At 42.3% G+C, this 13,809-nt stretch carries 13 protein-coding genes; all 13 read right to left on the bottom strand.

What is annotated here, in order from left to right; translation table 11 throughout:
- Positions 1-3: 3 nt before the first annotated feature.
- Complete coding sequence (locus AC0VZ9_RS12480) at positions 4-927, bottom strand: fumarylacetoacetate hydrolase family protein (RefSeq protein WP_071157757.1); 924 nt, start codon at positions 925-927, stop codon at positions 4-6.
- Positions 928-931: 4 nt separating this feature from the next.
- A complete protein-coding gene (locus tag AC0VZ9_RS12475; protein WP_071157759.1) occupies positions 932-1,552 on the bottom strand; it encodes a flavin reductase family protein in 621 nt (206 codons plus the stop codon).
- 5 nt (positions 1,553-1,557) lie between these two features.
- Positions 1,558-2,652: a histidinol-phosphate transaminase gene (gene hisC / locus AC0VZ9_RS12470; protein WP_192908558.1), complete on the bottom strand. Its 1,095-nt coding sequence runs from the start codon at positions 2,650-2,652 to the stop codon at positions 1,558-1,560.
- A gap of 140 nt (positions 2,653-2,792) precedes the next feature.
- Entirely contained in the window at positions 2,793-3,908 is a 1,116-nt protein-coding gene (hppD, locus tag AC0VZ9_RS12465; protein ID WP_386850136.1) for a 4-hydroxyphenylpyruvate dioxygenase, read from the bottom strand.
- Positions 3,909-4,022: 114 nt separating this feature from the next.
- Positions 4,023-5,465 (bottom strand): dihydrolipoyl dehydrogenase, encoded by a 1,443-nt coding sequence (lpdA, locus tag AC0VZ9_RS12460; RefSeq protein ID WP_192908556.1) that lies wholly within the window; start codon positions 5,463-5,465, stop codon positions 4,023-4,025.
- The gene (locus AC0VZ9_RS12455; RefSeq protein ID WP_386850135.1) at positions 5,466-6,689 is read right to left on the bottom strand and encodes a dihydrolipoamide acetyltransferase family protein; all 1,224 of its coding nucleotides are present in this window, start codon (positions 6,687-6,689) and stop codon (positions 5,466-5,468) included.
- Positions 6,690-6,700: 11 nt separating this feature from the next.
- Positions 6,701-7,696, bottom strand: coding sequence for an alpha-ketoacid dehydrogenase subunit beta (locus AC0VZ9_RS12450; protein WP_071157767.1), 996 nt, complete (start codon positions 7,694-7,696; stop codon positions 6,701-6,703).
- A complete protein-coding gene (gene pdhA, locus AC0VZ9_RS12445; RefSeq protein WP_475397438.1) occupies positions 7,696-8,763 on the bottom strand; it encodes a pyruvate dehydrogenase (acetyl-transferring) E1 component subunit alpha in 1,068 nt (355 codons plus the stop codon). Before pdhA ends, AC0VZ9_RS12450 begins: the two co-directional genes overlap by 1 nt.
- A gap of 74 nt (positions 8,764-8,837) precedes the next feature.
- Positions 8,838-9,947, bottom strand: a complete 1,110-nt coding sequence (locus AC0VZ9_RS12440) for a Leu/Phe/Val dehydrogenase (protein WP_192908554.1) — start codon at positions 9,945-9,947, stop codon at positions 8,838-8,840.
- An 87-nt stretch (positions 9,948-10,034) separates the two neighbouring features.
- Positions 10,035-10,424 (bottom strand): thioesterase family protein, encoded by a 390-nt coding sequence (locus AC0VZ9_RS12435; protein ID WP_009334747.1) that lies wholly within the window; start codon positions 10,422-10,424, stop codon positions 10,035-10,037.
- Positions 10,425-10,590: 166 nt separating this feature from the next.
- Positions 10,591-11,385 carry an ABC transporter ATP-binding protein gene (locus AC0VZ9_RS12430; RefSeq protein ID WP_009334748.1) on the bottom strand — a complete coding sequence of 265 codons (795 nt, stop codon included), beginning with the start codon at positions 11,383-11,385 and terminating at the stop codon, positions 10,591-10,593.
- Positions 11,360-12,391, bottom strand: a complete 1,032-nt coding sequence (locus tag AC0VZ9_RS12425; protein ID WP_009334749.1) for an ABC transporter permease — start codon at positions 12,389-12,391, stop codon at positions 11,360-11,362. Before AC0VZ9_RS12425 ends, AC0VZ9_RS12430 begins: the two co-directional genes overlap by 26 nt.
- Before the next feature lie 193 nt (positions 12,392-12,584).
- Positions 12,585-13,595 (bottom strand): ABC transporter substrate-binding protein, encoded by a 1,011-nt coding sequence (locus AC0VZ9_RS12420; protein WP_009334750.1) that lies wholly within the window; start codon positions 13,593-13,595, stop codon positions 12,585-12,587.
- Positions 13,596-13,809 lie beyond the last annotated feature (214 nt).

Below are 13,809 nucleotides of genomic sequence, written 5' to 3'. Positions count from 1 at the left end.
ACCTCACTTGTTTGCAATTCGATTTTTTAAGACTCCCAGATTTCCAATCTCAAGCTCAACTTCATCCCCTTGTTCAAGCCAGCGGTGCACATCTGTGCCAAGCTCAAGGATGCAGCCGCTGCCAACAGTCCCAGAGCCTATCATTTCACCAGGGCAAAGGGTTACACCGTCAGAAGCCCGCTCAATCATTTCGTAAAAAGAATAGTAGAGATCCTGCATATTCCCCTCTGAGAGAAGAGTTCCATTTACTTTTGCTGTCATCGGCAAATCATAGCCGTTTTCCACACGGAAATGCTCCAGCTCATCTTTTGTAACGATATATGGCCCTGTACTAGTGGCAAAATCCTTCCCTTTTGCAGGGCCAAGACCTACCTTCATTTCTTTGCGCTGAATGTCTCTTGCGCTCCAATCATTCAAGATGCAATAACCGAAAATATAATCATCCGCTTCAGAAGCTTTGATATCCCTTCCTTCTTTTCCAATGATACAGGCAATTTCCAGCTCATAATCAAGCCATTTGCACTGACTGGGACGTGAAATTTCTTCATTCGGCCCCTTGATGCTTAAATGATTTGAGAAATAAAAAACTGGTATGTCATACCATTCGGGTATCATATCAAGTCCGCGGTTAGCTCTTGCCGTTTTTACATGTTCCTCGAAAGCATAGAAATCCCGGAAGCTTTTTGGATTTGGAAGCGGTGCTTTTAAGGTGACTTCCGATAAAGAATATACCCCTCTATCAGTGTCCTTCAGTTTTTTGCTGGTTAATAAGTATTCCATAAAAAATTCATGATTCTCCAGGAATGCCAGCATGGTTTTGGGAAGAACACCATTGGTCGCTTCATGCATATCAACGGCAAACTCCTTATTCTTCAGCCAGCCAGCTCTAATGGATCCATCTGATTTTTGAAAAGTTATGAATTTCATAGCATCACCTTGGCTCTGTTTTTCGGATTAATTCAAATACATCCGTCATCGGCCTGGTATAAATATGTCCTGCCATTCGGCCAACTGGCTTTAGTTTCTCAGAACTAATCCTTCCATTTTCATATAGCTCTTCAGCAACATGCACATGCTCCACTTTACCAATCACCAGGCTTCCTGAGCCAGGTCGTTCTCCAAAATGAAGTACCTGATGGAGACTGCATTCCAAGTGAACTTTTGATTCTTTCACCCGAGGAGGATTCACAGCGGCACTTTTTTCTTTAGTGAGCCCAGCGGCGACCAGTTCGTCTGTACCAGCCGGGTAATCCGCTGCACAAATATTCATCTTCTCTGTAAAGTCTTGACTGACTATGTTAATAACGAATTCCTTTGTTTCTTCGATATTGGCAAGTGTGTCTTTCTTAGAGCCATCTGTCCCTTTTCGCATCGGAGAAAAACAAATCAGCATCGGATCTGCACATATGGCAGTAAAAAAGCTAAATGGAGCTGCATTTACATTTCCATCCGCATCCATAGTGGTAACAAACGCAATGGGACGCGGCAGGATAGAACCAACCAGCAGCTTATAAGCGTCATTCCATTCCAGACTGGCAGGATTTAATTCCATACACCTTACACCGCCTTTTCATTTAGAAGTTTGTTTATCACATCTATGGCTGCTTCATTATCTTCCCTTGTGCCTAAAGTCATCCGAAAAGCATCAAGATATCCCTCAAGCTTCATTTGCCGGACAACTAAGCCATTGGCAATCAAGTTCTCCGCTATTGGATACTGACTAAAAATATAAATAAAGTTGGTTTGGGAAGGAAAAAAGCGAACCTGTAAATCATTTAACTTCTGACTCACAAATTTCATCTCTTTGGCATTTTTTTCAGCACATTCCCTTATAAAGCCTTGGTCATGTAATGCCGCTGCAGCGGCTGCCTGGGCAAGATGATTGACATTAAAAACATCTTTCACCTTATGAAGCTCATTCACTATCTCGGAATCCATGATTCCATAGCCGACACGGAGACCGGCAAGACCGTAAATTTTGGAAAAAGTCCGCAGAATGATCAAATTCGGCTTCTTTTCCAAAAGTGAAATAGAGTCAAGGTAATCTGATGATTGCACATATTCATAGTAAGCTTCATCTAGAATAATCAAGATATTCGAAGGAACTTTTTCGATGAATTGCAGAAGTTCTGTTTTACCGACTATGGTTCCTGTAGGGTTGTTGGGATTGCAGATAAATATCATTTTTGTTTTTTTGCTGACCTGTGCATACATGGCATTTAGATTATGTGTGCCATTTTGCAGCGGGACAGTAATAGCACTGCCTCCTTCAATCAGGACGTTTGTTTCATAGCGAGGAAAGGTCATCTGTGCCATAATAGCCTCGTCTCCAGTGCTTATGTATGCTCTAGTCAATAAACGGATGATTTCTTCTGAACCATTGCTTACAAGAAATTTATCTTGATTTATATTGTAGAATCCGGCCAGTTTGCGCTTAAGCAGGGAAACAGTTCCGTCCGGATAAAAATAAAGGCTATTCATCGCCTTGCTGATGCTGTTCTTTACTTCTGGTGAACAGCCATACACATTTTCATTATCAGACATTTTCCGGACAGCCATTAAATTGAACTTTTCTTTGATCTCTTCCGGCGAGCTGCCAAGCGGATAAGAAACAATCTTCTCCACGGCGCTTTTTGTCTGGATTCTGGCCATCTGTGTTGCCTCCTTCTTAATTATTAAAAAAGGGAGAAAGTATCTCCCCCTCAAATACATAATCTTGGAATTCCATTACTGTTTAACTGCTGCGCCTACCCCCCTCATGGTGAAGGGGGCGGGGCATTCCTCTTTTCTATTTATAAGTTTCCCCGTCTTTCCTGCTCGCGTTCAATTGATTCGAAGAGTGCTTTAAAGTTGCCTTCACCAAATCCCCGTGCACCTTTACGCTGAATGACTTCAATGAATAGGGTCGGACGGTCTACAATTGGCTTAGTGAAAATTTGAAGCAAATACCCTTCGTCGTCACGGTCGACGAGAATGTTTAATTCTTTCAATTTATCAATCTCTTCATCAATCTTTCCTACACGTTCAGAAAGCATTTCATAGTAAGAATCAGGTGTACTTAAAAACTCCACCCCATTCTTGCGAAGGATGCTGACAGTGCTGACGATATCCTCTGTCAGGATCGCCAGATGCTGCACACCAGGCCCGTTGTAGTATTCCAGATATTCCTCAATCTGGGATTTGCGCTTCCCTTCTGCAGGTTCATTAATCGGAAACTTTATCCTGCCGCCATTATGCATAACCTTGGACATCAGTGCGGAATATTCTGTTGTAATGTCTTTATCTGTAAAGTGTTTCATTTCCTTAAAGCCCATTACATTTGCATAATAATTAACCCATTCCTCCATTCTTTCTACGTTTCCAACCACATGGTCGATTCCGATAAAACCGGCATCTTCAAATGGAACTTCAGTTTGATAAGGCTCAAAGCCAGGCATAAATACCCCTTTATAGTCATTTCGTTCGACAAGTGTGTGAATTGTATCCCCATATGTACCAATAACTGCTTTTTTTATTGTGCCTTGCTCATCCTTTATCTCAAAAGGCGGCTGTATTTCAATTGCGCCTCTTTCGACTGCAGCATTGTAGGCTGTTTCAACATCATCGACTGCTAAAGCAATATCTTTTACGCCATCCCCATGCTTTTTAATGAAATTCGATACTCTGGAACTGTCATTTAAAGTTCCGGTTATAACGAGGCGGATCTTTCTTTGCTGAAGAACATAAGACACCGTTTCCCTATTGCCTGTTTCCAAACCAGAATATGCAACTGGCTTAAAGCCGAAAGCCGTGCAGAAATAATGGCAGGACTGTTTCGCATTCCCAGAGTAGATTTCTAAATAATCTACCTCCTTCACTGGAAAGAAATCGGCTTTCTTTTGCTCCCTTAACATTTTTTCATCTTGCATACTAACGCCTCCATTTCAAATATTAGTAATATTTTGAATTTATCATATATGAAACTTGCAAACGTTCTCAAGAGTTCAAGTTAAAGCTATAATGCACTTCTGCATTAAAGTAAGTTACACTTTTAATTTTTGCTCATTTATGCTTTTGGGCGGGATGTGAATAGCCTGATTCCTTAAAGCTTCTACAGCTTCAAGCAAGCCTTCATTTACACTGGGATGGGGATAGTTCGGGAAAATTAGATCTTCATCCCTGGCAGCCATTTCCAATGCCGTGATGCCGGCTGAAATTAGCTCTATTGCCCCGGTGCCTACCATGTGGATTCCCAGAAGAACTTGCTTTTCCTTGCAGCTGATCACTTTTATAAATCCTTCTTTTTTTCCGGCCAAAGTGCTGAATCCGTTGGCAGACAATGAAAATTGGCCAATTTCAATATCGTTGCCCAAGTTAATTGCTTCCTTTTCCGTTAACCCGGCACTCGCAATAGCAGGCTGTGTATGAGCTACTATCGGGATGAAATGGAAATCTGATTGAGAATGAATCCCTGCAATCGCTTCTGCAGCTGTTTTTCCTTGTTTAATTGCTTTAACAGCAAGTGCAGGGCCTTCTGTAACATCGCCGACAGCAAAGATATGTTTCTGTGTTGTCCGGCTTTGAGCATCCACCTTAATAAACCCCGCTGCACATTGTTCAACCCCTATTCGGGAAAGACCCAGCTGATTGGTGTTTGGTCTGATTGTAGTTGAAACAAATAAATGTGTGCCTGAAATTGTTTCTATTTTTCCCTTCAATTCAAAAGTTACTGTAAACATGTCCTCCTTAAACTGTAATTTCAATACTTCCGAATTTCTTACAACGTCTATCTTTTTCTTTTTTAAAATCCTCTTCAGTTCCCGGCAAATGGATTGATCGAAATCAAAATCCTCTTTCCCATCATCAAGGATCATAGTTACTTTGGATCCCAGGGCCTGAAAAGCCATACCAATTTCAAGCGCAATATAGTCACTGCCATAGATTAATAGTTTATCGGGTATTTCACTCAAATCCGAAATGGAATGCTGATCAAATACCAGTTCACTTAACTCTCTGGTCCAAGGTGGTTTTTCTGGTGTTCCGCCGGTCGCAATGATTGCATTCCTGAATCTGAAAACATCAAATTTGTCTCCTTTTTCGATGCCAACCTTATCCTCAGACAGAAAAAAAGCTGACCCATTAAGTATTTCAATTTTATTGGCTTTACAGAGCGCTTCAACTCCTGTGCGGAGCTGTTCAATTTTCTTCTGTTTGTATTGCTGAAGCTTATTGAAATTAAACGATATATCTCCTCCTTCTAGCCCCCAATTTTCCCCCTCTAGAAATGAAGTGAATTTTTCTGCAGACTGTGTAAGGATCTTTGAAGGTATGCAGCCTTTATTTAAACAAATCCCGCCAAGCTGGTCCTGTTCAACCAAGGTAACACTGCGTCCAAGCTGAGCGGCACGGATCGCAGCATGATACCCTCCGGGGCCGCCTCCGATAATGATGACATCGCGCTCATGTGCCAGTTCTCCAACTACCATTTATACCATCTCCAGAACAAGCATTTTTGGATTTTTAATCAGTTCAGCAAACCGGTTAGTAAAGCGAACAGCTGTCGCCCCGTCTGCAACTCTATGATCAAAAGACATAGAAATATTCATCATTGACCGGATCACAATCTGGTCATCGTCTGTGACAACAGGCAACTTTTTTGTTTTATGAAATGATACCAGTGCGGTTTGCGGATGCTGAATAATCGGTGTCGCTCCAAAGCTTCCGCCCAGCGGTCCCACATTGCTGATCGTGAATGTCCCGCCAGATATTTCTTTTACAGAAAGCTTATTTTCCACCGCCTTTTCTGTGAGCTGTTTCATTTCCGCATGAATTTCTCTGATTGTTTTGTTCTCAACATGCTTAATGACCGGAACGATGAGCCCCTCATCCGTATCAACCGCAATACCGATATGGTGTACACTTGCTAAATGTATTTCTTCCTTTTCTTCATGCAGGACTGCATTGAACACAGGAAATTCTTTCAGGCATATTGACAATGCCTTCAGGAAAAAGGCTGTTGCAGATATATTTTGGTTTTGGTTTTTTAGTTCTTTTCTGAAAGTGATCAGCTCGGTTACATCGATTTCTTCAAAATGGGTGCAATGCGGAATGGTATAGAGGGATTGTGCCATTTTTCTGGCAATCTGTTTCCTTCTGCCCCTAAACGGAATGATTCCTTTTTCAGCAGGAGGGCTTAATATTGTATCCATCGAAACCGCTGGCTCCTGTTCAGCTGGGTCAGGCTTACTCTGTCCGGATGCTAAGTATTGATAGATGTCTTCATCCAAAATACGTCCGGCAGGACCTGACCCTGTAATATTCTCAATGTCTATCGAATTTTCCCGCGCTATTTTTCTCGTAAATGGAGATGCAAGCACCCGTTTTCCTTTGAATGAGGCAAAAGATTGCAATGGCTCCTTCAGCTTATGAGAGTTTGCAGGATGAGAAGTGACCTTCACTTTCTCCATGCCATCATGTCCCGACGCCTCTAAAATTAAAATGGTCGTCCCCACTGTAATCGTCTCGCCGGGCTCCACTTTAAATTCCTTAATAATTCCCGCTCTGGGAGCAGGTATTTCAGCAGTCATTTTATCAGTCTGTACTTCAACTAGCGGATCATCGGCTTTCACTGCATCCCCTGGTTTGACTAAAAAGCAATTGATTTCTGCTTCTGTCATGCCTTCTCCAATATCGTGAAGTTTCACTTCCATGGCTTCTCCTCCTAAAACTTCATAACTTTTTCTATTGCGTGCTGGATCCTTGCCGGAGTTGGCAGGTAATGGTCCTCAAAACCGAAATATGGCACTGGTGCATCAAATCCAGTAACCCTTTCAACCGGTGCTTTCTGATATAAAAACGATGTATCATTAATGATGGCAAGCACATCATTTCCTACTCCACCGGTAGCATGAGCTTCATGGACAATGACTGTTCTCCCTGTCTTTTGGACAGATTCTGCGATCATATCTTTATCCAGAGGGAAAAGGGTCCTTAAATCAATCACATCACAATGAGTGTTCTTTTCTTTCATCAGCTCTGCCGCTTTCATAGCCTCAGGCACCATGGCTCCCCACGTAATGACCGTCACATCATCACCCTCCATGAGCTTATTGCCTTTTCCAATTTCAATGCTATACTTCCCTTCAGGAACTTCCTCCTTGGCCGAACGATAGCAGCGCATGGGCTCAAGAAACAGAACTGGATCCGGGTCTTCAATGGCAGCAATCAGCAGTCCTTTCGCATCATAAGGACTGGATGGGCAGACTACCTTAATGCCAGGCATATGTGTAAAAATGGCTTCCGTTGAATCACAGTGAATTTCAGGAGCCCTTACACCTGCACCATACGGAGCCCTTATAACCATCGGAACAGTAAAATGTCCCATCGTCCTCATTCGGATCCTCGAAGCATGAGTCATGATTTGTTCATATGCAGGATAAATAAAGCCCAGAAACTGAATTTCAATCACAGGTAAAAACCCATTTACAGCCATGCCAATCCCCGCTCCGACAAAACCCGCTTCACTTAAAGGAGTATCAATAACACGGCCTTCGCCATACTTAGCCTGAAGACCATCAGTTGCACGAAAAACACCACCGTTCTTTCCGATATCTTCGCCCAGCAGCAAAACCTCTTCCTTTTCATTCAGCATAATATCCAGGGCATCGGTAATGGCTTGAACCAATGTCATGGTTTTTGCTTCAACTGCCGTTTTCATTATTGGCCACCTCCTATCAGCTTCAGGTACTCTTCTTTCTGCTGCTTGATTTGCCATGTCGGCTCTGCAAAGACATGATCAAAGATAACTGCTGGATCGGCAGGAGGGAAATCTTCCATTTCGGCAATAGCCTTATCTATTTCATCTGCTGCTTTCTTTTCAATGGTCTGCACCCATTTCTCATCAAATCTCCCCATATTCTTCATCCAGCGCTCTAGTCTTAAAATGGGGTCAGTCTCCTGTCTTCTGTTGCTGCTTTCGGATTGATCACGGTACTTAGATGGATCATCTGCAGTGGTGTGTGCCCCATACCGCCACGTAACTGCTTCGATTAGTGTCGGCCCTTCACCTTTACGGGCCCTTTCTAATGCATTTAAGGTTTCAAAATAAACCATGAAAACATCATTGCCATCGATTCTGACTCCCGGAATATCATATGCCAGGGCTTTTTGGGCGATTGTTTTTGAATTCATTTGCTGGTTAAAAGGAACAGAGATGGCGTATTGATTGTTTTGATTAAAAAAGACAACCGGCGCTTTAAAAACGCTGGCGAAATTCAACCCCTCATGAAAATCCCCTTCGGAAGTAGCACCATCTCCAAAATAAGCAATAGCAGCATTTGCTGTGCCTTTTTTCCTTTCTGCGAATGCAGCTCCTGCTGCATGAGGGATTTGTGTCGCAATCGGGATGGCCGGAGGAAAAATTTTCTTTCCGTCAGGCGGAACACACCCTTCATTTCTTCCGTTCCAGAACAACAGGATATTTCGCAGTGAGTGGCCAAAGGTCATAGCTGCTCCGTGGTCGCGATAGGTAGGAAACATCCAATCGTTCTCCCTTAGGGCAGCAGCAGTTCCGACCTGGGAAGCCTCCTGTCCTTCATAAGGTGCATATGTGCCTATCCTGCCTTGGCGCTGGAGTGAAATAGCCTTGCGGTCAAAAATACGGATTCTTACCATATTTCTATAAAACTCTTTTACAAGTTTTTCAGTTATTTTTTCTTCATAATCGGAATTGATGATGTTTCCATTTTCGTCCATTATCCGCCTGATCGGAAAGTGATTTTCCATCTTCTCACCCTTTGGCTATTTAATTATTTTTATCACTTTTATAAGGTACATATATTGTTATCCAAGTAAAAAAATTAGGTTCTTACTGACCACTTCGGGCGTTTCATATGGGAGAAAAAGCTATTTCTGCGTGTGCGCGCTTCAATACGGCTCTCGCAGAATTGGTTGGATGCTTCCACGGTTGTTATACCATTTGCTTCAGCATGTTCGTAGATGTTCAGAAGAGAGTTATAAATAGCTTTTGTTTTGCGGAGTACCCTTTCTTTATTAGGTGTGTATAATTCGTCTGCGACCTGGATTAATCCCCCTGCATTCACAATATAATCGGGTGCGTATAATATGCTCTTATCTTTAAGGATTTGACCATGGCGCATATCCTTAAGCTGGTTATTGGCAGAGCCTACGATTGCTTTTACTTTAAGCAAACCGATTGTGTCATCATTAATGATCCCGCCCATTGCACATGGAACAAAAAAGTCTGCCTGGGCCTCATATATTTCATTGCCGGAAAGTACCTTCACCCCGGCACCAATTTCTTTCGCTTTACTGAGAAGCTGGTCGATTGCCTGCCGGCTGATATCTGTCACAAATAAATCTGCCCCTTCCTCCAGCAGTCTTTCTGCCACTTTATATCCAACTTTCCCCAGTCCCTGAATGGCATAACTTTTGCCTGAAAGGTCGTCTGTACCAGTCAGTGCTTTATTGGTTGCCTGCAGACCATAAATAACTCCATGCGCAGTTGGGACCGAAGAATCGCCGCTTCCTCCATAAACCTCATCAACACCTACAATGCAATTCGTTTCCTTTAGGGCATGAACAAAATCTTCTGTAGAAGTACCCATGTCTGTTCCTGTATAGAAGCGCCCGTTCAAGGATTCTACAAATTGGCCAAAAGCACGGAATAGTTCGGGTGTTTTATCTTTTAATGGATCCCCGATAATTACAGCCTTCCCGCCTCCAAAGTCACAATCGGCAGCTGCACATTTATAGGTCATGCCTTTTGATAATCGGAGGACATCTTCAAGGGCCTCATCCACACTGTTGTATGGAAACATACGGCATCCTCCCAAAGCCGGCCCCAATCTAGTGCTGTGGATTGCAATGATAGCCTTTAAACCGGTTGATTCATCGTTGCAGAAAACAACTTGTTCATGATCTTTAATTTTTTGAAACATATCTGTCATTTCATTCTCCCCTTTATTCATGATAGCGCTTACAATAAAATTAAATAAAAATGCCTTTTTTGTTTAGGCTCAGCTGCATCTAATCTTTTAATCTCTCTTTAACATTTCTGCAATCCTGCTTTTCTTCAGAATTACCTGTTTGACTTCACCTTCGCCAGCCAGTATTTTTCCATTATGGACTGTAACAGTTGAGTAAACTGAATTTCCATCCAGCTTGGATACGGTAGCCGTTATGATAATGGATGAGCCTTCAGGTGAAGGGGATAAATGCCTGGCAGAAACAGCTCCCCCGATCCCTTCTTCTTCCTCATCCAAGTAGGGGATGATCAGCAGGCGTGATGCCCATTCCATGTGATAGATCATCGTTACGGTTGAATAGGCAGGATGAATGACCTCCCCTTCAAACTGTGCGAACATCTCAGGGGAAACCACTGCATGGACAACTGCCTGGTTCCCAATTTGCAGCCCAGGTTTCATACCATCCCTCCTGTAATACATAAAATATGTATGACGTTTATTTAACGATATGATACCATTACGTTAAATAAATAGTCAATAAATTGTAAAAACTTTAAAAATTCTTTTGATTCCCTTCCATGCAAAAAGGATTAACCAGCAAAATTGGCTAATCCTTTTTATTTTTCTAAGAAAGCAAAGCACGATCACTTGCCATTTTTGTTCCGCGAATCCGCTGAAATTCGTTTAGCAGCTGTTCAATTGTCAGATGCTGTTTCTGTTCATCATCTACTTCAAGAATAATCTGGCCTTTATCCATCATAATCAGCCTATTACCTAAATCCAGCGCCTGCTGCATATTATGAGTGACCATTAAAGTGGTTAAATTGTACTTTTTAACAATTTCTTTTGTCAGATTCGTTATAAGCTCTGCACGAGCCGGATCAAGAGCAGCGGTATGTTCATCGAGCAATAGAATGGATGGCTCTGTGAAGGTAGCCATTAGTAATGAAAGTGCCTGCCGCTCTCCTCCTGATAATAAACCAACCTTTGCATTTAGACGGTTTTCAAGGCCGAGATGGAGGGTTTCCAGAACTTCTCGAAAATAGTCTTTGCGCTTTTTCGTAACTCCTTTTTTTAATGATCTTGTTTTATTTCTTGAATATGCCATGGCAAGATTTTCTTCAATTGTCATGGACGGAGCGGTACCAGCCATCGGATCCTGAAAAACCCGGCCTATGAGCTTTGCCCGATTATATTCAGACATGCCCGTGACATTTTGGCCATCGATATAAACGGAGCCGACATCAGGAATCATGACACCGGAGATAATATTCATTAAAGTGGACTTCCCTGCGCCATTACTTCCAATTACGGTGACAAAGTCCCCCTCATTTAATGTGAGATTGATCGTATCAAGTGCAATCTTTTCATCTGGAGTCCCTTCATTGAAGACTTTATGAATCTGATTTAATTGCAGCACCAGTCTCACCCTTTCCGCCTGATGGCAATTCACTTATGTTCATGCTTCCTGCCAGTCTTTTGGCTTTCCGTTTCTTCTCCTTAGTGCGGTCAATAATTTTCGGCATTATTAAAGCAAGGATTACAATTGTTGCTGTAATCAGCTTCATATCACCCGGTTCCAGGAACTCTACCCTCAGTGCCATGGTCACTACAATGCGGTAGATAATTGCTCCGCCAATAACCGCTAGAGTAGTTCTAGCAATGGTTTTTGTGCCAAATAACGCTTCACCGATGATGACTGAAGCAAGCCCAATGATAATCATTCCGATACCCATACCAACATCGGCGAATCCTCCCTGCTGGGCAATCAATGCTCCGGAGAAAGCGACCATTGCATTGGAAAGGCCGAGCCCCAAAATCACCATCATGTTGGTGTTGGCAGAAAGACTGCGGATCATTCTCTTGTTGTCGCCTGTAGCCCTTAAAGCTAAACCAATCTCCGTCTGAAGAAACCGATCTGTCAAAAATTTTATTGCCAATGTTACAACTAACATAAATATGATAATGCCCCATGTTCTCGGGAGGCTGCCGCCAAGTCCCGCCATGGTCAATAGACTGTTGAAAAAAGAATCAATTCCTGTTTTATCCCAAAAATCCCTGACATGTGTAATAGCAGTTTCTGTGTTCAAGAGCGGAACATTTGATTTACCCATGATACGAAGGTTTATTGAATACAGAGCAATCATCATAAGGATTCCTGATAAAAGCGCATTGATTTTTCCGAAAGTATGAATAATACCAGTAAGGCAGCCGGCAATAAAACCTGCAAATAAGGCAGTAATCGTAGCCAAAAAAGGATTAGCACCGCTGACAATCATGGTTGCGGCTACCGCCGCTCCAGTCACAAAACTTCCATCGACTGTTAAATCAGGAAAGTCAAGGACCCTGAACGATAAATAAACTCCAAGTGCCATAATTGCGTAAATAATACCTGACTCAAACGCACCGAATATGGCTGTAAACACTAAGAATCACACCCTTTATAAATTGAATAAGAAATTAAAACATGCCGTCACTCGACAAAAACGTTAGCTTTTAGTAGGAGCGCCGCCCCCCTCAAGGTGTTGAGGATCGGCAAGGCGCTTCCGCTTTTCTTCTTGGCTAATAGCTTAGAAAGCAGCCGGCCGGATATTGCATTGTCAGCCGGCAGATTTACATTTACTCTTCATGGAACTCAGCGAAATCAGCCCATTCTTCTTTTACTTCCAGTCCTTGTGCTTCAGCTGCTTTTTTATTGATCACCAGTTTGAGGCTTCCAGGAAGCTCAACCGGAATTTCAGATGGCTTTTTATTTCCTTTTAAGATCTCAGCGGCCATTTTGCCTGTCTGATAACCTAGATCGAAATAGTTGAATCCGCTGGCTGCAATAGCCCCGCGTTTCATGGAATCCAGTTCACCCACAAATAAAGGGATCTTTTTGCTGTCAGCGACAGAAATAACCGATTCAAGCGCAGACACAACCGTGTTATCTGTAGGGATATATATGGCATCTACCCTTCCAACAAGAGAGTCGGCCGCCTGCTTAACTTCAGCAGAGGTTGAAACAGATGCTTCAACAATTTTTGCTCCTTTTGGTTCTGCAAGTTCTTTTACCTGCTTAACCTGTACCTCGGAATTTTGCTCTCCAGAATTGTAAATGATGCCAATATTCTTAACACCCGCTTCATCAATCATAAAATCAATTGTTTTTGAAGTTCCTTCCGGGTGGTTATCTGTAGTACCTGTAATATTGTCTCCAGGCTGATCAAAGGATTCAACAAGGCCGGCTCCAACAGGGTCTGTAACAGATGTGAAAAGGATCGGAATGTCCTTCGTCGCATTTAGAGCACTCACGGCACTCGGAGTAGCATTTGCAAAAATCATATCCACTTTATCGCCGACAAAATTATTAGCGATCGACTGCGTGTTATTCATGTCAGCCTGAGCATTTTGGAAATCGAATTTTACATTATCGCCTTCTTTAAACCCTTCATCTTCCAATGCTTTTTTAAATCCCTCTGTCGCAGCATCTAAAGATGGATGTTCAACAAATTGTGTGATGCCAATTGTGTATTGCTTCTTCTCATCTCCTTCTGAAGAAGAACCACTGGATTTTTCCTCTCCGCAGCCGCTTAAAACAAGCATTCCTGCAGCCATTAATAAGGAAAGAGCTTTTAACGATTTTTTCATTATATGACCCCCTATTCAAATTTATTAACTATCAGCTTGCTGATAGTTTAATCCTGCTATGTATGCGCTTACATCTCGAAGTGGAAAACAGTACGCAAAATGGTTTTCACCATTTATATGATATTTACTTTCAATATCGTAAATACAACGTTATATTATCACCCTAAGCATTTGAGTGTCAATAATATTCTAAAAATTTAATATATTTAATAAG

This window comes from Cytobacillus sp. QJM3NY_8 (genome assembly GCF_056173585.1).
Note: the sequence above shows the minus strand (reverse complement) of the source record. Positions and strands in the feature narration are given on the sequence as shown.

Coding starts and splice junctions, on each gene's coding strand:
- AC0VZ9_RS12480 (WP_071157757.1), bottom strand. CDS start 927: ATGAAATTCATAACTTTTCAAAAATCAGATGGATCCATTAGAGCTGGC.
- AC0VZ9_RS12475 (WP_071157759.1), bottom strand. CDS start 1,552: ATGGAATTAAATCCTGCCAGTCTGGAATGGAATGACGCTTATAAGCTG.
- hisC (WP_192908558.1), bottom strand. CDS start 2,652: ATGGCCAGAATCCAGACAAAAAGCGCCGTGGAGAAGATTGTTTCTTAT.
- hppD (WP_386850136.1), bottom strand. CDS start 3,908: ATGCAAGATGAAAAAATGTTAAGGGAGCAAAAGAAAGCCGATTTCTTT.
- lpdA (WP_192908556.1), bottom strand. CDS start 5,465: ATGGTAGTTGGAGAACTGGCACATGAGCGCGATGTCATCATTATCGGA.
- AC0VZ9_RS12455 (WP_386850135.1), bottom strand. CDS start 6,689: ATGGAAGTGAAACTTCACGATATTGGAGAAGGCATGACAGAAGCAGAA.
- AC0VZ9_RS12450 (WP_071157767.1), bottom strand. CDS start 7,696: ATGAAAACGGCAGTTGAAGCAAAAACCATGACATTGGTTCAAGCCATT.
- pdhA (WP_475397438.1), bottom strand. CDS start 8,763: ATGGAAAATCACTTTCCGATCAGGCGGATAATGGACGAAAATGGAAAC.
- AC0VZ9_RS12440 (WP_192908554.1), bottom strand. CDS start 9,947: ATGACAGATATGTTTCAAAAAATTAAAGATCATGAACAAGTTGTTTTC.
- AC0VZ9_RS12435 (WP_009334747.1), bottom strand. CDS start 10,424: ATGAAACCTGGGCTGCAAATTGGGAACCAGGCAGTTGTCCATGCAGTG.
- AC0VZ9_RS12420 (WP_009334750.1), bottom strand. CDS start 13,595: ATGAAAAAATCGTTAAAAGCTCTTTCCTTATTAATGGCTGCAGGAATG.